This window comes from Paenibacillus sp. J22P277, from assembly GCF_059383675.1.
Map to the genome: position 1 here is coordinate 725,228 of NZ_JBXENS010000005.1, position 23,385 is coordinate 748,612.

The 23,385-nt window shown below is 56.3% G+C and carries 19 protein-coding genes; 15 read left to right on the top strand and 4 right to left on the bottom strand.

Going from position 1 to position 23,385, the window contains the following annotated elements:
• Window positions 1-381 precede the first annotated feature (381 nt).
• Window positions 382-1,923, top strand: a complete 1,542-nt coding sequence (locus AC50YL_RS20430; protein ID WP_494834305.1) for an RCC1 domain-containing protein — start codon at window positions 382-384, stop codon at window positions 1,921-1,923.
• A 95-nt stretch (window positions 1,924-2,018) separates the two neighbouring features.
• Here the strand turns inward: AC50YL_RS20430 and AC50YL_RS20435 are convergent, their stop codons facing one another.
• Window positions 2,019-2,555, bottom strand: coding sequence for a hypothetical protein (locus AC50YL_RS20435; RefSeq protein WP_494834306.1), 537 nt, complete (start codon window positions 2,553-2,555; stop codon window positions 2,019-2,021).
• 168 nt (window positions 2,556-2,723) lie between these two features.
• Here AC50YL_RS20435 and AC50YL_RS20440 point away from each other — a divergent pair, with 168 nt between their 5' ends.
• A complete protein-coding gene (locus tag AC50YL_RS20440) occupies window positions 2,724-3,812 on the top strand; it encodes a mandelate racemase/muconate lactonizing enzyme family protein (protein ID WP_494834307.1) in 1,089 nt (362 codons plus the stop codon).
• Between the two features lie 190 nt (window positions 3,813-4,002).
• On the opposite strand, the gene AC50YL_RS20445 is transcribed toward AC50YL_RS20440, so the two are convergent.
• A complete protein-coding gene (locus AC50YL_RS20445) occupies window positions 4,003-4,977 on the bottom strand; it encodes a helix-turn-helix transcriptional regulator (protein ID WP_494834308.1) in 975 nt (324 codons plus the stop codon).
• 157 nt (window positions 4,978-5,134) lie between these two features.
• On the opposite strand from AC50YL_RS20445, the gene AC50YL_RS20450 reads away from it, so the two are divergent.
• Both AC50YL_RS20450 and AC50YL_RS20455 read left to right on the top strand, forming a co-directional pair.
• Window positions 5,135-5,572 (top strand): hypothetical protein, encoded by a 438-nt coding sequence (locus AC50YL_RS20450; protein WP_494834309.1) that lies wholly within the window; start codon window positions 5,135-5,137, stop codon window positions 5,570-5,572.
• A 13-nt stretch (window positions 5,573-5,585) separates the two neighbouring features.
• A complete protein-coding gene (locus AC50YL_RS20455; protein ID WP_494834310.1) occupies window positions 5,586-6,062 on the top strand; it encodes a GyrI-like domain-containing protein in 477 nt (158 codons plus the stop codon).
• 19 nt (window positions 6,063-6,081) lie between these two features.
• Here the strand turns inward: AC50YL_RS20455 and AC50YL_RS20460 are convergent, their stop codons facing one another.
• Complete coding sequence (locus AC50YL_RS20460) at window positions 6,082-6,360, bottom strand: hypothetical protein (protein WP_494834311.1); 279 nt, start codon at window positions 6,358-6,360, stop codon at window positions 6,082-6,084.
• 66 nt (window positions 6,361-6,426) lie between these two features.
• Between AC50YL_RS20460 and AC50YL_RS20465 the strand changes: the two genes are divergently transcribed.
• Together AC50YL_RS20465 and AC50YL_RS20470 are read left to right on the top strand one after the other, a co-directional pair.
• Complete coding sequence (locus AC50YL_RS20465; RefSeq protein WP_494834312.1) at window positions 6,427-7,323, top strand: LysR family transcriptional regulator; 897 nt, start codon at window positions 6,427-6,429, stop codon at window positions 7,321-7,323.
• A gap of 264 nt (window positions 7,324-7,587) precedes the next feature.
• Window positions 7,588-8,904 (top strand): CBM96 family carbohydrate-binding protein, encoded by a 1,317-nt coding sequence (locus AC50YL_RS20470; RefSeq protein ID WP_494834314.1) that lies wholly within the window; start codon window positions 7,588-7,590, stop codon window positions 8,902-8,904.
• Window positions 8,905-8,979: 75 nt separating this feature from the next.
• Here the strand turns inward: AC50YL_RS20470 and AC50YL_RS20475 are convergent, their stop codons facing one another.
• Window positions 8,980-9,729 carry an IclR family transcriptional regulator gene (locus AC50YL_RS20475; RefSeq protein ID WP_494834316.1) on the bottom strand — a complete coding sequence of 250 codons (750 nt, stop codon included), beginning with the start codon at window positions 9,727-9,729 and terminating at the stop codon, window positions 8,980-8,982.
• 195 nt (window positions 9,730-9,924) lie between these two features.
• On the opposite strand from AC50YL_RS20475, the gene AC50YL_RS20480 reads away from it, so the two are divergent.
• The 9 genes from AC50YL_RS20480 to AC50YL_RS20520 all read left to right on the top strand — a co-directional run bounded on the left by AC50YL_RS20480 (window position 9,925) and on the right by AC50YL_RS20520 (window position 23,364).
• Window positions 9,925-12,129, top strand: coding sequence for a malate synthase G (locus tag AC50YL_RS20480; RefSeq protein WP_494834317.1), 2,205 nt, complete (start codon window positions 9,925-9,927; stop codon window positions 12,127-12,129).
• A 263-nt stretch (window positions 12,130-12,392) separates the two neighbouring features.
• The gene (dgoD, locus tag AC50YL_RS20485; RefSeq protein WP_494834319.1) at window positions 12,393-13,532 is read left to right on the top strand and encodes a galactonate dehydratase; all 1,140 of its coding nucleotides are present in this window, start codon (window positions 12,393-12,395) and stop codon (window positions 13,530-13,532) included.
• 15 nt (window positions 13,533-13,547) lie between these two features.
• Window positions 13,548-16,250, top strand: a complete 2,703-nt coding sequence (locus tag AC50YL_RS20490) for a hypothetical protein (protein ID WP_494834321.1) — start codon at window positions 13,548-13,550, stop codon at window positions 16,248-16,250.
• 237 nt (window positions 16,251-16,487) lie between these two features.
• Window positions 16,488-18,254 (top strand): extracellular solute-binding protein, encoded by a 1,767-nt coding sequence (locus tag AC50YL_RS20495; protein ID WP_494834322.1) that lies wholly within the window; start codon window positions 16,488-16,490, stop codon window positions 18,252-18,254.
• Between the two features lie 95 nt (window positions 18,255-18,349).
• Window positions 18,350-19,240, top strand: coding sequence for an ABC transporter permease (locus tag AC50YL_RS20500; protein ID WP_494834323.1), 891 nt, complete (start codon window positions 18,350-18,352; stop codon window positions 19,238-19,240).
• A 22-nt stretch (window positions 19,241-19,262) separates the two neighbouring features.
• Window positions 19,263-20,189: a carbohydrate ABC transporter permease gene (locus AC50YL_RS20505; protein ID WP_494834324.1), complete on the top strand. Its 927-nt coding sequence runs from the start codon at window positions 19,263-19,265 to the stop codon at window positions 20,187-20,189.
• A 207-nt stretch (window positions 20,190-20,396) separates the two neighbouring features.
• Entirely contained in the window at window positions 20,397-21,182 is a 786-nt protein-coding gene (locus AC50YL_RS20510) for a phytanoyl-CoA dioxygenase family protein (protein WP_494834326.1), read from the top strand.
• A 58-nt stretch (window positions 21,183-21,240) separates the two neighbouring features.
• Entirely contained in the window at window positions 21,241-22,104 is an 864-nt protein-coding gene (locus AC50YL_RS20515; RefSeq protein WP_494834327.1) for a phytanoyl-CoA dioxygenase family protein, read from the top strand.
• Window positions 22,105-22,386: 282 nt separating this feature from the next.
• Window positions 22,387-23,364, top strand: a complete 978-nt coding sequence (locus tag AC50YL_RS20520; RefSeq protein ID WP_494834328.1) for an aldo/keto reductase — start codon at window positions 22,387-22,389, stop codon at window positions 23,362-23,364.
• Window positions 23,365-23,385: the final 21 nt, after the last annotated feature.

Sequence of the window (23,385 nt, forward strand, 5' to 3'; positions counted from 1 at the left end):
TTTTCTCCGCAGTAATTCTCTGGCACCAGGCGCCTTGGGAAAGACGTTTAATCTCCTGCGCAAGCGTCCGGTGCGACATGGCTATTGCCGCCGCAGGCATCTTGCGGTCCTGATCGTTGTCGACGATAAGGCACGGTCAAAGTAGTCCCATCAGCACATTGAAACCCGAATTTCTCATGGTAAAATTTAGGTGCTCGAAAGGGCGGTTATGCTGAGCAAGCGGAAACGAAGGAGAGGCTGGCCGCGGGAATGGGCGGTTACTTCTTTCCCAACCGTTTGACCCCGGTCCAAGCTCGGGCGTTTTGATGTGGAGGCGGTTGCCAAGTCATGCTCGAAAGGTTGGTTTTAGATGCGTCTGAACAGGAGGAGAGGAGAATCAGGATGGTAAAACGAACTCTGCGATTCATGGTCATCATCTGTCTGGTTGTAGGTCTTGTATCGGTATCCAACATAGCGGCGGCTGCGGAAAAAACAGTGCAACGGGTTGATGGAGGGGCTTTTCATACGATCGCTCTCCAAAGCGACGGTACAGTATGGGCATGGGGAGAGAACTGGAATGGCCAGCTCGGCAATGGAAGTATGGACAGCGGCAGCAACACTCCCGTTCAGGTCGATGGCATCACGGATGCGGTCGACGTAGCTGCAGGCGCTGCGCATAGTTTGGCTCTCAAAAGCGATGGAACCGTTTGGGCGTGGGGACAGAATTTCGCTGGTCAACTCGGTGACGGAACAACGACAAATCGCGTGACGCCCGTTCAAGTCATGGGTCTTGATTCAGTAGTTGCCATCGACGCCGGCGCTGATCATAATATGGCCCTCAAAAGAGATGGGACGCTCTGGGCTTGGGGATCGAATAATCAAGGTCAACTCGGTGACGGAACAACGACAAACCGAAATGCTCCCGTGCAAGTGATTACGCAAGATTCGGTTGGCCATACACTCGATGTAACCGCCATCGCTGCTGGCAATTATACGAATTTGGCCCTCGACAGCGACGGAAACGTCTGGGCTTGGGGATCCAATGATAGCGGGCAGATCGGCACCGGCACGCTAGGCAAACCGTCGAATCTTGTTCAAGTACCCTACCTCGATTCGGTGGTGGCCATCGATGCAGCGATGTTTCAATGTCTGGCCCTCAAAAGCGACGGGACCGTCTGGGAATGGGGAGGACTTCAATCCGATTTGGATTGGGGCGGAGATCGAACCGATCAGCCGTTCAAGGTGCGGGATCTCAATTCGGTCGTCTCCATTGCTGCGGGCGGATACATTAATTTGGCCATCAAAGACGACGGAAACGTCTGGGCATGGGGATTCAACGATGCCGGCCTGCCGATTAAACTGGGCGACGAGTCAAGAACAGACCCTCCGGTGCAGGTGCAGGGTCTCCGTTCGGTAGACTCCATCGGCGGAGGGGATTACCACAATTTGGCGATTGAAAGTAACGGAACCCTCTGGTCATGGGGGTTGAACGGTCAAGGTCAACTCGGTGACGGAACAACGACAGACCGTAAAGATCCCGTTCGGATTGAACTGAACAAAACGGGCTCTTTCCAGTTATCCGATTCCAAGACTACTTCATACGAAGGGATCCATAACGAGTATTCGTTATATTACGGATACATATCGTCACCTGGACAAGAGCTGAGCGGATCTTGGAGTCCCCCTGAGGGTTTCCATGGCACCGTTACGGTCTCCATGATTTCCCCGGAAGGTAAAGATTATGACCTTAGTCTGGCAACGGTTGGCGGAGGTAATCGATCGCCGGCAGAAACGGGGCAGTACCCGGACGGTACCGAGGTGAATAAGGTGGAGGTTCCTGAAGGTTACGCTGCCGAGTGGAGGGTAAAGGGACACGCGGATAACGATTTTAGTCAGGATGAGAAAGTTTTCGTTTATGTGGCCATCCAATATGACAATCACTGAACATACCGGCAAGCGTACGGAGATGCAACGGCCGCGGGGTTTACCGCGGCCTCTTCGGGCGGGGATGTCCATTGCCGGATACAAACCGAGCGAACTTATTTTTTCGGTTTACGTGGCCAAAACGTATAACTGAAGCTGATCAGAAAATCGATCACGAGGACCAATGACCATACGCGGATGACCTGTAAAAGGCTGGTTGTGCGGGCTTCGTCGCCGATCCGCAAAATAATGGCATAGAGCAAGGAACAACCGATTAACCAAGCAAGAAGATGGAGAAGCCATCCCTGCCGCTCATTGCGGGCATGTTCTTTTCCAACTCTGATCTTCTCGGCCGGAGGGGGGCCGCCGGCAAAACGGTGTGCGAAACGTATGTCCGCCCAACGGATCATCGAGCTGCCGAATACGATCGAAACGCCGACATAGACGGCAGACAGAGCGTGGACGAAGCCGGCTTCGCCACCTCTATGCAGGTCGATGACCGTTGCCGCGAGCAAAACGAGATCCATCGCAGGCGTACAGGCAAGAAGAACCATTCCTATTTTTTTGTTCCGCAGCGGATAGCGGCAAACTAATCCGGCAAGCACGAGCACCCAAAACGCGACTTCGCAGCCAATGATCAGAGCGAATAACATAGCTGGCAGAACTCCTTTTTAACTACGGCGTTTTGATTACGATTATACCATCTATCCAGAATCTTCCCTTAAGGAAAGTGAGCAGCTATAAATCTATTGAAGGAGTTTCCGAACGAAATCAGAATATATAGAATATATTCAATATTCGATGTACAAGGAGGTATTCCGATGAAGATAACCAATATGACCACGTACCTGTTTCCTTGGGGCAGTCTGTTCATCAAATTGGAGACGGACGAGGGGATCAGCGGGTGGGGGGAGTGCTCGCCCATGGGCGGGCATGTTCTTCAAGCCATGGCCGTGCATGCCTTGAAGCCGCATGTGATCGGCGGCAACCCTTTCGATGTCGAAGTGCTGTGGCAGAAGTTGCTGCTTGCGCCTTATAAGCTCGGTCCGTCCGGCGCGCAGTCGGAAGCGATTTCAGGCGTTGATCTGGCCATGTGGGACATTATCGGCAAAGCGACGAACCAACCGATCTATCAGCTGCAAGGCGGACGTTTTCGGGATCGGGTGAACATTTATTACAGCTACGGATGGGATGGAAGAGCAACGGTCGAAGAGGTTGCCCGCATCATGAGCGCCCAGGTGGAAAATGGTTATACGGTACTTAAATTGCGGATGAATTACGGGCCGTTAAAGGGAGAGATCGCGAACGACCCCGCCGTTCCGATGATGAAAGCGATTCGCGCCGCGGTAGGCGACGAAGTTAAAATCGGCTTCGATGCGAACAACGGCTATACCGCCCATAAAGCCATTCAGATCGGACGCTATCTGGAAGAGCATGTCGGTCTTGCATGGTTCGAGGAGCCGACGCCTCAGTACGATTATTTGGCCATGGCGCAGGTAGCGGATGCGCTCGATACCCCGGTCAGCGCGGGGGAGCATGAATATACGCTTTGGCAATTCCGCGATCTCATCCTGCAAGGCAAAGCGGATATCATTCAACCGGACTTGGTCAAATGCGGCGGATTCACGGAAGCCAAGAAAATCGCCGCCTTGTGCGAAGCTTGGAGTAAACCCATCGTCGTCCATAACACCCAGCCGACGATCGGAACCGCCGCAAGCTTACACTTCTGCGCAAGCGTCTCCAATGCCATGTACCACCAGGAGTTTACCGGACATAACGAGAAGCTGTCGGCGTTATTTCATAATCAATTGGAATTCAGAGACGGCTATCTGTTCGTGCCCGACGGTCCGGGGCTCGGATTAGAGGTAAACGAACAGAAAGTGAGAGAAACAGCGATTTCGATCATGTAACAGAGACGAACGGAGATGCTTATCCGATTCCGATGCCGCGCGCATCTTGTAACCCAGCACCCAATCCCGATATTCGGAAACGCCATCGCGGCAACGGTCGTGTAATTGCAGAATAAAGCTGCCGGCAATCTTCTTGCCGGCAGCTTTATTGCGTTTACGATAGATAACGAGGGCTTGTTTAACATGGCGGTTATTCGTTAAACTGTTGCGGTACCCCTAAACGCTCTTCCAAAATCGCGCGCAGCTCATCGGGAATCCGTTCAAACGCGACCCCTTTCCCCAAAAACAAAAGCCAATCCGCATAATACGCCAGCGCCTCGACATCGGTCACGTCCAGTTGAGCATTGAAAATCCCGCTCGATTGGAACATTCCGGTAAAGGACAAAATAATTCCCGGGGGATGCAGACGCTTGAAGCGCAGAATTCCGGTCGCATCAAGCTTCACGATAAGATTGGACTCACGCGCACCAAACCGTTTTTTGCTTATTATTTCTTGTTCGGACCACTTCATCCCCTGATCGGAAATGGCCGAATCCCGTAGCAGCTCAACAGGCAAATAACGAAATTCATCCGTACCGAAATCATAAACCTCTGCAAGCCACCGAGCGTTCGAGTTAAAAATATGCAGCAAAAAAACGTCGATCAACTGCGGCCAGCCAGGACTCTCCTCATACGTCAAGCGCAAGTGCTTGTCCCGCACGGCAAGCGATATCAGCTGGTTCAGTTCCGTAGGCGCCGAATCATCGAGCTCCAACAGATTCGGATTAGCAGGATTCGTATTTTCAAAAAGCAAGATATTATTCAGCTCGATCAGCTCGTCTTGCTGGGTTTGCGATGCGATGCCGATGAGTTTTTCAGTGATTGAACGGCGATTTTGCAAATAAGGCAGTTGCGAATTTTTCGAAGCGATAAAGCTGATAAAAATCGCTTTCAGCTCTTCCGTCGTGAAGCGGACGGCAGGCAAATACTGATTTTGCAGGACATGGTAGCCGCCGCCGCGCCCAAGCTCCGTCGTCAGCGGAAAACCCATCGCCTGAATCTCGTTAATGTCGCGGATCGCCGTCGCGCGGGAAATCTTGAACTCCCGCTGAATCTCGGCAATCGTAAACTGCGCGCGGTTATTGATGTAGCGCATGATCAGGTTCACTCGTTCTGTTTTTTTCATGCTTTTATTGTAGCAAAAACGTAGCAAAAAAGCCTTTCAATAAAAAGTATCACTTTTTGATACATTCTCGAAATAGAATCAATCTGTAAAGACAAACCACAAAGGAGCGAAAAAAATGTCTAACTATGCAATCAAAACCATCTCGGAAAACTACAAAATGACGGCTTACGGCGTTTCGCTTGAAGACTACGACGACTGGGCAGGCAATGCGGCAAAAACCGCGGCGAAAAACGCCGAAATCACTGAAAACGGCAAGCTTGCCGAACTTCTCGCGCTCGCCGACGGGCAAGAATATCAAATCAACTACGTCGTCGACGGCAAGGCTTGGCGCGGCTTCGGCGTGATGGGCGAGTTCGAAGCGGAAGGCGCGGTCGTCCTCGGCTTCCTCGCCGGCGACTACCTCGTCGTGCCTGGCACCGGCGCTGATAAAGACCGCCTTGCCGACGAAATCACGGGCAACGTTTTCGGCGGCATGCTGCAAGAAATCACGGACTACAAATACGTCGGTCCTGGAAACTCAACATTCGTCAAAGCAGCTGAGAACGGTGAATTCTACGGCGAAATGCGGCTTCGCGTAAAAAAAATCGAAGGCTAAAAGGAGCACTCACATGGCAGATTACACATTGGAACACAAAAAATCGTTCACTCTGACCGCTTATGGTTTTTCGATCCAGTCGAATTTCCAAGACATGCCGGCCATGCAACAGGAAAAAGCCGCGTTTTGGGGAGGACTCAAGGCTGACGGGCGTTTTGATAAGCTCAAAGGTGCCGCAAAAGACGATCGCGAATGGTCGGTTAATGAGGTTTATCAAGGTAAACCGTGGAATTATTTTGCGGTGGAAGCCGGGAAATCCGTGGCTGACGCAACGCGCATGATCGAGTTTCCAGAGAGCGAATACATCGTGGTAGCTGGAAACGGCGACAAGGAAGCTTTGTTTGACCAGCTGACTTACCGAGCTTTTGGCGAGGTCTTGTCCCAAATCACCGACTATGCTTACATCGGCGGTCCAAATGCGACTTATCGCAAAGATAACGGCGACGGCACGTTTTACGGGGAATTTTGGGTGCCAGTAGTTAAAAAATAACCAACAGGTCCCATAAAAGTTAGCTATCGTTCATTACGCAACCTGTCGGGCATGAGGTCGGTATTTTACCGGAGTCATGCCTTTTTTGGCAGCAGCCCCAGATATTATAAAACAAGCTGCCTATAATCGGGCTGACGGCCATTCCCATATAACGGAAGAAGCTGAAAGCTCCGACGGCGGTCGCGCGGTTATGCGTGAAGACGCCGGTCAGCACGGTTGTCTGCACGAAGGTGCCCATCGCTTCGCCGCGTTCTTTGCCTTCGAACAAATCGCTGCTGACCGTGATCCTTGATCTCAATTATTCATTCCAACGCATTTCATGTTATAATCTCATTCACCCAAAGGAATGAATGGAGTGTGCGAATTGGAACTTCTTCAACTGCGCTATTTTCTCGAGGTAGCTCGTTCGGAGCATGTGACCGAAGCTGCCCGGAGTCTGCACGTGACGCAATCGTCTTTAAGCAAAACGATTCAACGCCTGGAGGAAGATCTGGGCGTCTCGCTATTCGATCGTATAGGCAGGAAGCTTCAATTGAATGAGCTCGGAAGAAGATTTCTTCAGCGGGCAGAAAGAGCCTTGTTCGAATTGGAGCAAGGGAGGTTGGAGCTTAGCGATTTATCCACTCTCGATCATGGCACCATTGAATTAGGGGTGACCAGCGCAAGCGTCTTACATAACATTCTTCGGGAATTCCGAAAAAAGCGGCCCAATATTCAATTTCATGTGCAAATGCTGACCACGCAGGAAATGATTATGCTTTTGGAGAGAGGCCAGGTCGACTATTGTTTGTCCTCGCCGCCTATCGAACGGAATGATATCGAATGTCAAATCGTGTTCATCGATCCCATCCTGGTCGCCGTTCCAATGGGGCATCGGCTGGCGGATCGAAGCAGCGTATCCTTGATCGAGCTGAAGGATGAATGGTTTGTCGGGGTAAAGGTCGGCTACGGTACGCGCGATTTGATGGACGCGGTATGCAAATCGATCGGATTCGTGCCTCGTTTTGTGTACGAGGGGGACGAACCGGCAAGGCTGGTCGATCTGGTGGAAGCCGAAATCGGCATCGCCTTCATACCAAGCACGGCAAGGAACGAACGAACGCAAATCAAATATCTCCAGGTAGAGACGCACGAAGTGGTGCGGGAAATCGCTTTGTTGTGGCACAAGAGTCGTTACATATCGCCGGCTGCGCTGGAATTCCGAGAGGTCGTTCTAGAATATTTCGAGACGTTATCCAAACAGAAAAAAAATCAAAATTGAAGCCGTAAAGGCATCCATGTACGCATGGAACCGGCAGGTACGAATAACGGTTAAATTAAGCTCACGCACGCGTAAGCTATGAATATTGGGGAGCGTCCGCCGCATCCAAAGAGGTAACAATAACATCAATACGGTCACAATAGATCGCAGTAAGCTGCGGACATTTCCATTATAATCGCTGTGTATTTCATCCTAAGGAAGAAAGGAGGCCAGACGCTGCCAGGCAATACAGCCGCTACAACTATCCGATTAGGAGGAATCCAAATGACAAGAAAGGCGAAACCGGCAATACAGCTCTTCCTCGCTGTCTTGATGGTGTCCGCGCTGTTGGCGACATGGGGCAGGGAGGCCAACGCCAAGTCGTTGTCCTATGGCGCATCGGACGATGCATGGATGTGGGGAACGTCGTTCATGGGAAGCGCCACGACCAGCCTGAGCGTTAACGGCGCGCAGGACAAAAAAGCTTATTTGAAGTTTACGGCCAGCGGCGCGGGGACGATTCAGGACGCCATTCTGAAAGTCACCTGCGTGACGGGCGGAACGGCGACGGTCGGCGCCTACGCGGGAACGGGCAACACGACGTGGACGGAGGCGAACCTCGCCTGGAATAACCAACCGGCCGTCGGCAGCCTGCAGGAATCCAAGAACATCGCATTCGCAGCCGGCAAAACCTATTCCTTCCATGTCAATTCGTTGGTTTCGGCCAACGGCATCTATTCGGTCATCCTGAAATCCACCGCGGGAAGCGAGGTCGCCTTCTCCTCTAAAGAAGGTGCCAACGCGCCGCAGCTCATCGTATCCGACGGAACGACGCCGGTTTCCTCCGAAGGACCGAGCCTTGCCGGATACGCCCTCTACAAAGATTATTCGTTCGGCACCTCCAGAAACGTGAACAGCTTGACGTCGCTCTCCAATTCGTTCAATGCCTACGGAATCGCGGGCACGACCGTCATCAACAACGAATGGCAGCGCTATCAGCCCATCAACGCGACCAACCATGTCCTGACCGCCAATTCGTTGGATCTGACCGCCGTAGCCAATCTCGGCGGCATCAGCGACGGCGGCCTCAGCAGCGGCCAAATCACGACGAAGGAAACGTTCTATCCATCGAACGGGAAAACGTACGTGTTCCAGTTGCGGGCCAAAATCCCGAACGGAACCGGCACATGGCCGGCCTTTTGGATGTATTCGCCAGGCGGCACGGGATCGACCTCGTCCGAAATCGATATCTTCGAATTCTTCAATACGCCGACCCAGAACGAGTACGATTGGACGGGATACGACCATGGCGCCGGCGTAGGCGATAATTATTACAACATCATGACAAACCAATGGGTATGGCATCCGGGAACGGACTTCTCCGCCGGCTACCACCTGTACTCGCTCGTCTGGAAAGAAGGAGAAATTCAGAAATGGGTGGACGGCACGCTGGTCAAAGGATCGAATTTCACCTGGCAGGGTCCGGCGCCGCAGGTTCTCATTAATCTGGCTATCGGCGGCAACACCAATTACAATCCGACTTCCAGCACTTTTCCGGCGAAATTCAGCCTCGATTATTTCCGGGTCTACGTGAAAAACTAACCGCAACGAAAAGACCGGCGGAAGCGAAAGCTTCCGCCGGTCTTTCGTTTATTCGGGAGCCCTCCGCGATCGAATTCAGATGCCCGGTGAAAGCCGGCGGGCCAGCGCGATGATTTCCCTTGTCGCGTCTTCTTTCTTGCCTTCCCAGTGATGGATAGGCATCGAGCAGCTTACCGCGGCCAGCGTCGTGCCGTCGGGACGGCGAACCGGAGCCGCCACGCAACAGAAGCCCATGACGCCTTCCTGAATATCCGTCGCATAGCCGTTCTCGTGTGCCTGGCGGATATTCTGCAGAAGCACATCCAGCGAGCCGATGGTGTGAACCGTCGATTTCGGCAGAGCCGCCTGCGGAAAGAGCTGCCGGATCTCCTCTTCGCCGAGACCGCTCATCAAGGCTTTGCCGAGACCGGTCGCATGGGCGGGGAACCGGGCGCCGGGACCCGACACCATCTGCACGGGGCTGCTGGCCGCCACTTTGGCCAAATACAGCACGTCGGCGCCTTCGAGGACCGCCAGCTGCACCGATTCCTTCAGCTTCAGCATGACGGGTTCGGCCAGCCGCTTGAAATCCTCGGTCAAATTGAACTGTCGGAAGAACGCACCGCCCAGCTGTCCCAGTGCACTGCCGATCGCATAGGTCTCGTTGCGGTCGCGGCTGATCCATTGCAGGCGTTCCAGCGTCTGCAGCAGGGAAAACAACGTGCTCTTGCTGATGTCGAGCCGCTTGGCGAGATCGGAAAGCTTCCACGCATAGGGCTGCTCCGAGAGCAGGGTCAACACGGCGTTGGCGCGTTCCAGAGCGGGAACGCTGTATTTATGTTCCATGACTCACCTTCCTCGTATTTAGGGCGATGTTCGCTATTATGAACTGATTTGATCCTATCATTGACGATAGATTCAGTCAATTTCCGCCTGTAACGGGCACAAGGAAGAAATTGACCGATCGGAGGACGGGTGATAGAATTCAATAAACAACGTTCAATATTATGAACACGAATATCGCTTCAAGGAGGAACGAACATGACTAATTACGTCAACGTGCATCGTCTTCAGGTAGATCGGCGCTTATACGAATTCGTGGAAACGGAAGCGCTTCCGGGAACCGGCGTGCAGAACGATGCATTCTGGTCCGGTCTCGATCGTCTGATCCATGACTTGGGGCCACGCAATACGGAACTGCTGTATCGTCGGGATACGATGCAGCGGTTGCTGGACGAATGGCATCTGGAGAACCGCGACCGATTTGACTTCGCAGCTTACAAATCGTTCCTGCAGGCCATCGGGTACCTGGAACCTGACGTTGAAGATTTTCAAATCTCCACGGCGAACGTGGACGACGAAGTCGCCCTGCAGGCCGGACCGCAGCTCGTCGTTCCCGTCAACAACCCGCGGTACGCCCTCAATGCGGCCAACGCACGCTGGGGCAGCCTGTACGACGCGCTGTACGGCACGGATGCGATCGGCGATGAAGACGGCGCGGAACGAACCTCCGGATACAACGCGGTGCGGGGCGGCAAAGTCATTGCGTTCGCGCGGGAGTTCCTGGACCGTACGATTCATCTCGAGAAGGGATCGCACGCAGACGCGGTGAACTACGCCGTATCGGAAGGCCGACTGGCAGTTCAACTGCGAAGCGGAGACGCGGCCCGACTTCGGGAGCACGGTAAACTGATCGGCTATCAAGGGTCGCCGGAAAGCCCGTCCGCGCTGCTCTTCCGCAATCATGGCCTGCATTTCGAAATCCAGATCGACCGCAGCCATCCCGTAGGCCGCACCGACGACGCCGGTATCAAAGACATCCTGATGGAAGCGGCGCTGACGACGATCATGGATGCGGAAGATTCCGTGACGGCCGTCGACGGGGAGGACAAGGTGCATGTCTACCGGAACTGGCTGGGCCTGATGAAGGGAGACTTGGACACGACCTTCCTTAAGGACGGGAAAGAGATCAAGCGTTCCCTCCGCCCGGAGCGGGAGTATGTCTCTCCCTCCGGCGAAGCGTTCAGCGTTCGCGGCAGATCGCTTCTGTTCGTCCGCAATGTCGGCCATTTAATGACGAACCCCGCGATACTCGTCCAGGACGGCCGGGAAGTATACGAGGGAATGATGGACGCCGTGTTCACGGCGCTCATCGCCAAACACGATGTGCTCGGAAACGGCAAGTTTGCGAATTCGTCCAAGGGCTCGATCTATATCGTCAAGCCGAAGATGCACGGCTCCGAAGAAGCCGCATTCGCCGGCGAGCTGTTCGACCGCGTAGAGGACCTTCTCGGCCTTGAACGGCACACGCTCAAGATCGGGGTCATGGACGAGGAGCGTCGAACGTCCCTCAATCTGAAAGCCTGCATCCGAAGCGTGAAGGAGCGGGTCGTCTTCATCAACACCGGGTTTCTGGACCGCACCGGCGACGAGATCCATACGTCGATGGAAGCCGGCGCAATGATTCGGAAGCACGAGATGAGAACGTCGAGATGGCTGCAAAGCTACGAACGGTCGAATGTTGCCGTGGGATTGGCCTGCGGTCTGCAGGGAATCGCTCAGATCGGCAAAGGGATGTGGGCGATGCCGGACTTGATGCAAGAAATGCTCAAGCAGAAAATCGGCCATCCCCAGGCCGGTGCCACTACCGCCTGGGTCCCGTCCCCGACCGCGGCCGTGCTGCATGCGCTTCATTACCATGAGGTGGACGTAGCGGCGGTTCAGAACCGCTTGAAGGCATCCTTCGCCGACCAGCGAGACGACATACTGAGCATCCCGCTGGCGCAGAATGCCGAGTGGAGCGAGAAGGAAATCGCGCAGGAGCTGGACAACAACGCGCAGGGGATTCTCGGCTACGTCGTCCGCTGGGTCGAACAGGGCATCGGGTGCTCGAAAGTGCCCGACATCCACAACGTCGGACTGATGGAGGACCGGGCCACGCTGCGGATTTCCAGCCAGCATATTGCCAACTGGCTCCGTCACGGGATCTGTACGCGCGAGCAGGTCATGGACACGCTGAAGCGGATGGCCGCCGTCGTAGACGCGCAGAACGCCGGTGATCCGGCCTATCGTCCGATGGCCGCGGATTTCGACGGTTCCGTCGCCTTTCAAGCCGCTTGCGAGCTTATCTTTGAAGGCACCAGCCAGCCGAACGGGTACACGGAGCCGATTCTTCATCGCAGGAGACGGGAATTCAAGGCGAAGCAATCGGATGCCATGTCGACAGCGAAACAGCGCATGAACTAACGGCTATCCCGCTGACCGGGAGGCGGGTTAATAAATTCCGACGTGTACGAACGTTCGGCGAATAGGGGGACGATCATCTGCCGATCGTCCCTCTTTGCCGTTTCCGCCGGATGATTACCGCACGTTTGTTAAGACCGTTGTGCCCGCTGTTTATTTCCGCCGTGAGCTATACTGGTTGTAGTTTGAAGGAACGAAGTTCGATTGCGGCCTTAATCGCCAAAGGAATGATCGTGGAATAAAGGCGCCGCGGAAGGAGAAGGACAATGAAAATTACGAATGTGACCGGCTTTTTGTCCACGGAAGGCGTCTTCGTCAAGCTGGAAACGGACGAGGGGATTACGGGATACGGCGAGGGCACGAACTTTACGCCGAGGGCCGTCATCGGCATGATCGAGGAGCTGAAGCCGTACCTGATCGGCGAGGATCCGTCGCGAATCGAGCATTTGTGGCAAATGTGCTTCCGCTGCCTGTTCGCGCGAGGAGGACCGGTGACGGGCTCGGCGCTTGCCGCGATCGATATCGCGCTATGGGATATTAAGGGCAAGGCGCTCGGCGTGCCGATCTACGAGCTGCTTGGCGGGCTGGCGCGCGACAAGGTGCGCGTGTACGGGCCGGTAGCGGGCAAATCGGCCGAAGAAATCGCCGGGAAGGCGAAGAAGCTGGCGGACCGGGGCGTGACGGCGATTCGCTACCGGGCGTTTCACGATTGGGATGATCTCGGGCTGCACGATCATAAGCGCGCGGTCATGCAGCAGACGGAATATACGGAAGCGATCCGCGCGGCGGTCGGCGAAGACGTGGATCTCATCCTTGAATGCCACGGCCGCTACGATCCCGAATATGCGGTGATGCTGGCGCGCAACGTGGAGCGGTTTCGCCCGCTCTATATCGAGGACCCGATTCGCCACGAGAATCCGCAGGCATACCGGCGGCTGCGGCCGTATACGAGCATCCCGCTCGCGACCGGGGAGCGCGGACATAACAAATGGGATTACCGCGAGCTGCTCGAAGGCGGCTTGGTCGATTATTTGCGCCCCGATATTTGCTGGTGCGGGGGCATCACGGAAATGCGCAAAATCGCGGCGATGGCCGAAATGTACTACGTGAATCTGGTGCCGCACAACAATTGGGGGCCGCTCGGCACGGCCGCCAGCATGCACGTCTCGCTGGCGTTCTCCAACGTGTCGCTGCTCGAGCTGCCGGCGTCGGCCGGCGACCCGCAGGATTTGAACACCGACGTGGCGTCCCCTTATCCGGTCGTGGAGCAAGGCTATGCCTTCCCGCTTACCGGACCCGGGCTCGGCGTCGCGTTCTCGGAGGAAGCCGCGCTGGCCCGTCCCGCGAAGCGGACCGGCATTACGCCGAAGCTGAAGGCGCTCGACGGCTCCGTCCGGGACTGGTAAAAAGGAGGCGCATCCATGACAACGATACAGATTGAGGACGCCAAAAGAACGGTGGCGGTCGTTGTTGCCGCACCGGATGGCATAGAGGCAAACGGCCGGCCGGTCGATTGGGCGATCGGCAGGTTCGCCGGCATCTTGCGGGAACGAGGAATCGCCGTCGCGGTGTCCGACGGCAGCGACGCCGCCCCGGATGCGGACATCGTGATCGCGCTCGGGCGGACAGCCGCCGCCGATCCCGATACGCCTCCGTCGATGGAGGAATCGTTCGCGATCGAACGAACGGCCGCGGAAGGAGGCAGGACGCGAATCGCGGTTTCTTCCCCGGGCGCCCGCGGTCTTGTATACGCGCTGCTGGAGCTTGCGGATCGGGTTCGCTATGCGCCGGACGCAGCCGACCCGCTTGCGGAGCTGCACAGGCTGGAACAGATCGCGGAGTCGCCGGCGACGAAGGTAAGAAGCCTCAGCAGAATGTTCGTCAGCGAGGAAGAAGACAAAGCCTGGTATAACGACCGGGACTTCTGGGACGACTATTTGACGGAACTGGCAGGTCATCGCTTCAACCGGTTCAATCTGGCGCTCGGCATGGGCTACGACTACGGCCATGATCCGGACATCCGCGACAACTATTTGTACTTCGCCTATCCGTTTCTGCTGTCGGTGCCAGGCTACGAGGTGCGTGCCGAAGGTCTTCCGGACGGAGAAGCGTCGCGCAACCTGGATTCGCTGCGCGATATCGGAGAACAGGTCAAGCTGCGCGGTCTCGATTTTCATGTCGGCATCTGGACCAATACGTACGATCTGCCGGACAGCCCGAATCCCCGCTATCCGATTACGGGGTTAACGAAGGACAACCATGCCGCCTACTGCCGGGATGCGCTTGCCCTGCTGCTGAAAGAATGCCCGAGCATTGACGGACTCACCCTGCGGGTTCATTACGAGAGCGGCATTCCCGAGCCCGCGCATGAATTTTGGCGGACGGCGCTCTCCGGAATCGCGGCAAGCGACCGGCCGATCGCCGTCGATATCCATTCCAAAGGCGTCGATTTTGCGATGATCCGCATGGTGCAGGAGACGACGGGCATGCGCGTGACGGTCTCTCCTAAATATTGGGCGGAGCATCTGGGGCTGCCGTATCATCAGGCGGCCAATCGGGAGCGGGAAATGCCCGACGCCGATTTCCAGGGCTCGAAATATGCCGCGGTCACCGCGGGCTCGCGCAAGGCGACCCGTTACGGCTACGCCGATTTCATGACGGAGGACCGCGACTACGATCTCGTATTCCGGGTATGGCCGGGCACGCAGCGTTTCTTGCTGTGGGGCGACCCGAAGCTTGCGGCCGGCTACAGCCGGGCGGCTTCGTTCGGCGGCGCCGCGGGGCTGGAGCTGTTCGAGCCGCTCGCCTTCAAGGGGCGCAAGACGTCCGGACACGAGGGCGGCCGCGAATTGTACGCCGCCGAAGAGCTGCGGCTCGGCGTCCGGGATTGGCGTAAATACGATTATACCTATTTGCTGTGGGGGCGGCTGTTGTACGATCCGGATACGGACCCGTCCGTCTGGCGGCGTTATTTGCGCAAGCAGTACGGAGACGCGTCGGGCGAAACGGAACGGGCGCTGGCTAGTGCCAGCCGGATCCTGCCGCTCGTCGCGACGGCGCATCATCCGTCGTCCGCGAACGTCGATTATTGGCCGGAGCTGTATACGAATTTGGCGATCATCCGCACGAGGCCGTCGCATCTCGATTACGATCTACCGGAGCCGAAAACGTTCGGCGCCGCAAGTCCGCTCGACCCCGCGATGTTTTGCTCGATCGACGAATATGCCGGGGAGGCAGCAGCAGGAAGGCAAAGCCGCAAGGTGACCCCGCCGGAAGTAAGCGCCCGCTTGGACGAATGGGCAGACGAAGCGCTGCGGAGCTTGGCGGAGGCGGAGGCGCGCGCGGCAAAGCCGCTGGATGCGCAGTTTCGCCGAATGGCTGCGGACGTGCGGATCATGGCGGAGCTGGGACGCTTCTTCGCGCATAAATTCCGAGCCGGTACCGGCTATGCGTTGTTCGAGCGCACGAACGATGCGCGGTTCGCCGCGTATGCAGCGCAGCAATACGCCGCGGCGAAGGAGGCCTGGGAGCGGATTATCGCCGCGGCCGGCGGCGTTTACCGCGGGGATATCGCCTTCGGGCATAAGGCGCACATGCGCGGCGATTGGGCGGACCGGCTTCCGGCGATCGAAGAGGATCTCGAAGCGATCAAGCGCGCGAGCGCGCGGTTCGGCACTGCAGCGCCGGGCTGTCCAAGCGCAGCTGCGGAGAAGGCGGAGGCGGACGATCCCGAGATTGCGCCTTATGTGAACACAGAGCGGCCGGCAAGCCCGAATTGGCTGCATGCCGTGCCTGCGCCGTACCTGCGCGGCCTGCCGGTCGACGTAGCCATCACGATTCCTTCGGCGGGTGAGACGGAGGAGAAGACAGAAGCATCCGAATGGAGCGTGAGGCTCTATTACCGCCATGTCAATCAGGCCGAGCGTTTCGAGAGCGCCGGGATGGAACGCGACGGCACGCATTTCTCCGCCGCGATCCCGGCTTCCTATACCGATTCCGCCTATCCGCTTATGTACTTCATCGAGCTGCGGAGCGAAGCCGGCGTCTGGACGGTTCCCGGCTTCGGCGAGGACATGACCGGCGTGCCTTACCACGTCGTGCGCCAATCCCCCGCGGCAAAGTGAAACATCGCGATGCGGAAGTGGAAAATGGTCCGCGCGTCCGGGTGACGGCAATCTTGCAGGAAGAAATTCGACCGATGTTAGGGGAACAATCCTCTCGTGCTTATGCTTGAAGCCGCGAAAAGAAAAGACTTTTTTATACGTGATGGCAAGACCGTTTGCCCTACAGGTTAAAGCGGAATTAGACTTATACTCAACTCAGCAACACACAATCGCACGATTCGATAGGGAGGTTAACGCATGAGAAAGAAGATGGTACTCGGAGCCGTGATCGCCGTAATGCTTCTTGCAAGCGCTTGCAGCGAAGCGTCCGACAACGGAGGCAATACGAACGGCGCGGCTAATTCGCCGCAGCCGGGCGCAAACGCGGATGCCGGCGCGACGAACGGCAATAACAGCACGACCGACGCGCCAGCGGCCGATCCTTACAGCAAGTCCGACACCCCGATTACGATCAAGATCGCCCAGGGGCTTCCGCCTGGAGACAAGGGTCTTCCGGCAGGCCAGACGGTCGAAGACAACGCGGTGACGCAATTTTACGAGAAAAACTTGAACATCAAGCTGAGCCGCGACTGGAGTGCCGTCAATGGCGATCCTTACGATCAAAAAGCGATGCTCGCCATCGCAAGCCGCGAGCTGCCCGACGCCATGCAAGTGAATGAAGAGCAGCTTCGCTTGATGGTCAAAGCCGGACTGCTGGAGGACCTGACCGATACGTTCGACCAATACGCTTCTCCGATGGTCAAGAAGCTGCAAGAAAGCGGAGCCGCGCTGGATTCGGCTACGTTCGACGGCAAGCTGTACGGCATTCCGAGCGTCAACATCAAAGGCGACGCCGTTACGGTGCTGTGGATCCGCAAGGACTGGCTGGACAAACTCGGCCTGCAGCCGCCGAAAACGCGCGACGACATTGCGAAAATCGCCAAAGCCTTCATCGATAACAAGATGGGCGGTCCGAACACGATCGGCCTGACCGGTCCGATTACGGATATGCTGTCCGACTCCGACGGCAACCGCTCGCACGGCTTTGACGCGATCTTCGCTTCGTTCAACTCCTACCCGAGAAACTGGGTCAAGGACGATAGCGGCAACGTGATTTACAGCTCGATCCAGCCCCAAACGAAGGACGCGCTGGCAACGCTGCGCGACTGGTACGCGCAAGGCTTGATCGACAAGCAGTTCTTCCTTCGCGAAAATCCGGACGAATCGTACATCAACGGACAAAGCGGCATGTTCTTCGGCCCGTGGTGGATGGGTTGGGGGAACATCGGCGATTCGTTCAAGCAAAATCCGGATGCGCAGTGGGTTGCTTATTCGGGCCCCGTCGACGACAACGGCAACCTGAATACCCACATGCAGCCGCCGTCGCGCGACTACATGGTCGTTCGCAAAGGCTACGAGCATCCGGAAGCCGTGATGAAGGGCATCAACCTCACGGTAGGCGCAAACCGTCACGCGACGGATCTGCCCGACGGCGTGCAAAATATGTGGGATACGACGATTCAAAATACGAACATCGACGATGCGCTCAATATTTTCCGCGTCAATATGGACGACACGAACGCCGTTTCCAACCGAAGACATGCGATCCTCGACGCGCTTAACGGCAAGGTTGACCCTTCGACGCTCGAGCCCGACGCCAAGCAAGCTTACGATTACGCCAAGACGTACGTGAAGGATCCGGCCACGGATACGTTGGTCGACAAATATTATCCGCAAGCGGACAAGGACGGCTTGAACCCGACCACCATCGGCGGCTTCCAGGCTTATATCGTCGGCGGAGCGCCGCTGGACAACAAGTTCAACGAAGTCTCCAGTCTGCTCTACTCGCCGACGGCGACGATGAAGTCCAGATGGGCCAACCTGACGAAGATGGAAAACGAAACGTTCCTGAAGATCGTCATCGGCGAAGCGCCGCTTGATTCCTTCGACACCTTCGTCAAGAACTGGAAAGCGCAAGGCGGCGACACGATTACGAAAGAAGTCGAAGAAGCCGTCAAACAATAACAAAGCAATCTTCCTCCATACGGATCGGCGTCAGGCGGCAATCGGCCTGACGCTGGTCGACATAATCGGAATCGGATAGGCGAGGGGCGAGGCTCATGAACTTTTCAAAAGTGCAAAAGCATTATCTGTTTATGCTCATACCGGGCATCATCTTGCTGCTGACCTTCGAGACGACGCCGCTGCTCGGTTCAATCGTCGCCTTCATGGATTACTCTCCGGGGGTGCCGTGGGCCGATCAGACATGGGTCGGACTGGATAATTTCAAATACATGTTCCAAATGAACGACAGCTGGACGATTTTCAAAAACACGCTTCTATTGGCGACGCTCAAGATCGTATGCAACCTGGTCATTCCGCTGATCTTCGCGATCATGCTGAACGAAGTGAAAAATATCGTCTTCAAGCGCTGGGTACAGACGATCGTCTATCTGCCGCATTTTCTGTCCTGGGTGATACTCTCCGGTATTTTGGTCGAGATTCTCGATCTGAACGGAGCGGTCAATACGGCGATCGGCTGGTTCGGCGTCGATCCGATCCTGTTCCTCGGCAGCAACAAATGGTTCCCGACCATCATTGTCGGCAGTGACGTCTGGAAGGAGCTTGGTTTCAATCTCGTCATCTATCTGGCCGCGCTGACCGGCATCAATCCATCGCTTAACGAGGCGGCAGAGGTGGATGGAGCGAGCCGAATGCAGCGCATCTGGCATGTCACCCTTCCCGGCGTCAGAACGACCATCGTCCTTCTGTCGACGCTCGCGATCGGCAACGTGCTGAATGCAGGCTTCGACCAGGTGTTCAATCTGTACAATCCGGCGGTTTACTCTTCCGGCGACATCATCGACACGTACGTGTACAGAGCGGGTCTGCTGGAGCTTCAATATTCGCTCGCTACCGCGATGGGCCTGCTCAAATCCGTGCTCAGCTTCGTGCTGATCGTCCTTGCCTATACGCTTGCCAACAAATTCAGCAACTACCGGGTTTTCTGATGGAAAGGAGGTGCCAGCCAAGATGAGCGGAAATTCGTTAAGCGCGCAAGCGTACGGCGGCGAGACGACTCGCAAACGCAAAAAGAAAGGCACGATCGGGGATACGTTCATTATCGTCGTGCTAATTATCGTCAGCGTGCTGAGCTTCGGTCCGATCTGGCACACGTTCGCGCTGTCCTTCAGCAGCAGCGTCGCGTCCAATGCGGGCAGGGTCGGCATGTGGCCGATCGACTTCAACGTCAATTCCTACAACATCGTAATCGGGGACAAGGAGTTCTTCCTCGCCTTCTGGGTTTCGATCAAGCGGGTATTTTTCGGCGGCATCGTCAACTTTATTTTGACGATACTGGTCGCTTTCCCGCTGTCCAGAACGTCCAGGGAATTCAAGCTGCGAAATATATTCATGTGGTTTCTCGTCTTCACCATGCTCTTCAAGAGCAGTCTGATTCCGTTGTACCTGACGGTACAAAGCCTTGGCATGCTGAATTCCATCTGGTCGCTGGTGCTGCCGGTAGCCGTTCCCGTATTTAACGTTATTTTGCTGATGAATTTCTTCCGGAGCATTCCGAAGGAGCTGGATCAGGCGGCTGAAATCGACGGTGCCGGACCGTGGTACCTGATGCTCAAGATCTACGTGCCGCTGGCCGTTCCCGCGCTGGCTACGGTTACGCTGTTCAGTCTCGTCACCCATTGGAACAGCTTCCTCGACGGACTTGTCTTCATGAGCAAGACGGAAAATTATCCGCTGCAAACGTATATTCAGCAGCTCGTCGTACAGGTCGACTTGTCGAAGGTTACGGGCGAAGAGGCGGCCAAGCTCTCTCAAATATCGAATAAAACGCTGAATGCCGCGAAAATCATCGTCTCGATGATTCCGATCGTGGCGGTCTATCCGTTCATACAGCGCTTCTTTATTCACGGCATCATGATCGGATCGGTAAAAGAATAGCAGCGGCCGGCTTCAGCCTTCCATAGTGGAACTAAGACAGGGAAAAGGGGGAATATGATCCTCTTCCCGCTTCGCAGTCCGGATGGCGAAGATGTTCGTATCCGTAGTTTTGCGATCGATTTCCCCCGGGTTAGGATGCCTCTTCCCTTACAATAAAGGTGTCCATGCAGACGAGGTCATGAACCATGATTCGAAAGGAGACAGGCAATGAATATTCAATTAAACGAAGAAGAGAGACAGATCGGCGCGCTTGCGCCGGCTAATCTTGACTACGCTGCCGCGCTGCTCGGCACGAAGGGGTACGTCATTCTCGAAAACGTATTTACGCCCGAACGGGCGGACGAACTGAAGGGGCTCGTCGCACGGCAGCTGCAAACCGGCGGCGGCGAAGGCGCAAGCGTCGCCCTGCCGGTCGAAGGGCCGTTCATTGCCCCCGATATCGTCGAGAACAACGCCATTCTCGGACTTGTCGATCGCATCATCGGCGCGGACTGCGTGCTGCGGGTGATTGCCGCCGACCGGGTCGCATCGGGAAACCGGGTGTCCGGCGAAGTGACGATCGACTCGAAGCCGCTCTTCCCCGAGACCGAGCATTCGCGATTCCCTGCCCATAAGCTTCAGGTGACGATCGCGCTTGACGATTGGGACGCTAACGGAGGCGCGCCGGAACTGTTCTCGGGCACGCATACGCAGCCGGAGCATTTCACGGTCCGCTACGGAGAGGACATGGTTCAGAAGCTTGCCGGCTGGATGCCATCCGAAATGATAGCGGTTCGCAAAGGCGCGGTGCTGCTTCGCGATTCCCGCCTGTGGCACCGCGAGCAGGCCAACGCGAGCGGCAAGGAAAACGTCAACTTGGCGCTAACGTACCAGCGCTGGTGGGATATTACCGGCGACCGTCAGCAGGTAGCCGGCGAGGTGTACGACAACGGCTCGAACCGTCTGAAAACGCTGCTTCGTTTCGAAGCGATTCCGCATAAAGAGGCCGAGTAGCCATCGATTGCCGCTTGCCGCCATTCACCCGAACCCCGTATACGAAAGGAGCTTTACCATGAAAATTCAGTTATCCGAAGAAGAACGCAAAAACGGCAGGATGGACCCCGACAAGCTGGAATTCGCGACCGCGCTGCTGCGGGCCAACGGGGCGATTATCGTAGAAGACGTACTCGGTGCCGAGCGGACGGACCACATCAATGAAGAATTTACCAAGGTGCTTACCGAGTTCGAGAAAAACTACGTATTCGGCGACAGCGAGTTCAACGCCGGCGGGGCGACGGGCAACGTCCGGATGGACCTGCCGTTCGCGGCTCCGTTCATCGACGATGACGTCGTGGCCAATCCGATCTTCCTGGACATCGCCGAGCAAATTCTCGGGCAGGATCTGACGCTTCGCTACCTGGCTTCCAACAATTCGATGCCGGGCGGCACGAAGAAGCAGCCGGTTCATTCCGACACCGGCCCGCTGTTCCCGGAGACGTTCAACTTCGCCACGCCGATTCACAGTCTCGTGCTGCACGTCCCGCTGTGCGATTTCACCGAGCTGAACGGCGCGACGGAATTTTATCCGGGCGGCACGCATCTTAACCCCGACCATGTGTTCAAGAACAGCAAGATGATTCAGAAGCTGGGCGAAGCGATGCACTTCCAGGCGGCGATCATGCCCAAGGGCTCGTTCCTCATCCGCGACAAGAAGACATGGCACCGCGGCTGCCCGAACCGCTCCGACAAGCCGCGCGGCCTGTTCACGTTCATCTATCAGCGCGCATGGGATGCGACCAGCGGCAGAATGCCGATTCCGCGGAACGTCTACGACGGCATGTCGGAGCGTACGAAGCAGCTGTTTCGCATGGAGGACATCTCGGGCGAGTACGAGCCGATGGACAATGTCAAAGGTCTTTATCATATCCGACGCTAACCCGATGGTCCCATGTTCCGTTATATGACGACAGCGGAGTACGTCGAAGAGCCAAAACGGATGTTATTGAAAGCCGAAAAGAAGGGCAATCGCTTGCGCTTGCCCTCTTTCGCATATAGGGTGGGAATCGTCCGATAAAAGGTGGGGTATATGTCCTGCGCAATGCCGACATTTGGGAATTTCATACAATTACCGACAAAATAGCGGACATTCTTGACCTTACGCGTGTTATAAGATGGTCTATAATAGAGAAAATCGACATTCTATCACGGAGGGCTTCCTATGATCGAGTTTCCATTGCAGCAACGGAACATAACGAATAGCCGCATTATTTACGGCACGACCGGGCTTGGCGGAAGCAACAATTTCGACCCGCTCACCGAGGCAGACCTGCTCAAGGCGGAGCGGGCCGTCGACGCCGCGCTGGAAGCCGGCATGACGATGTTCGACCACGCCGATATCTACACCGGAGGCAAAGCGGAAGAGATTTTTGGAAGCGTTCTCCAAAGCCGTCCTGGCCTGCGGGAGACGCTCGTGATCCAATCGAAATGCGGCATCCGCTTTGCCGACGGGGACGGCCCGCAGCGTTATGATTTCTCCGCGGAACACATTCTCCGCTCGGTGGACGGCAGTTTGAAGCGGCTGAAAACGGACTATCTGGACATTCTGCTGCTGCATCGTCCCGATTCGCTGGCCCGGCCGGACGAGATCGCCGAGGCATTCGACAAGCTGAGGCGCTCCGGCAAAGTCCGCCATTTTGGCGTATCCAATATGAACGCGCACCAGATCCGGCTGCTGCAGAGCGCGCTGCCCGAGCCGTTGGTGGCGAACCAAATGGAGATGAGCCTGCATCGCTGCGACTTCGTGGACCGCGGGGTCTATGTCAACCAGCCGGCAGGACTCGGCGTCATTTTCCCGGAAGGGCTGCTGGAGCACTGCATGCTGGAGAACATCCAGCTTCAGGCTTGGTCCTCTCTGGCGAACGGCATGTATACCGGCCGGAGAAAGGAGGACGCCCCGGAGGCGGTCATCCGCACGAGCGAGCTGGTCTCCTCGCTGGCCGAGCAGAAGGAAACGACCGGCGAAGCGATCGTGCTGGGCTGGCTCATGAAGCATCCGGCTAACATTCAGCCGGTAATCGGCACGGCCAATCCGGAGCGGATTCTCCGCTGCAGGGATGCGGTGCGCCAGGCGGAGCTGATGACCCGCGAGGAGTGGTACGCCCTCCATGCGGCGGCCAAGGGCAGGTCCGTTACCTAAATCGGCAAAGCGAGCGAAAGA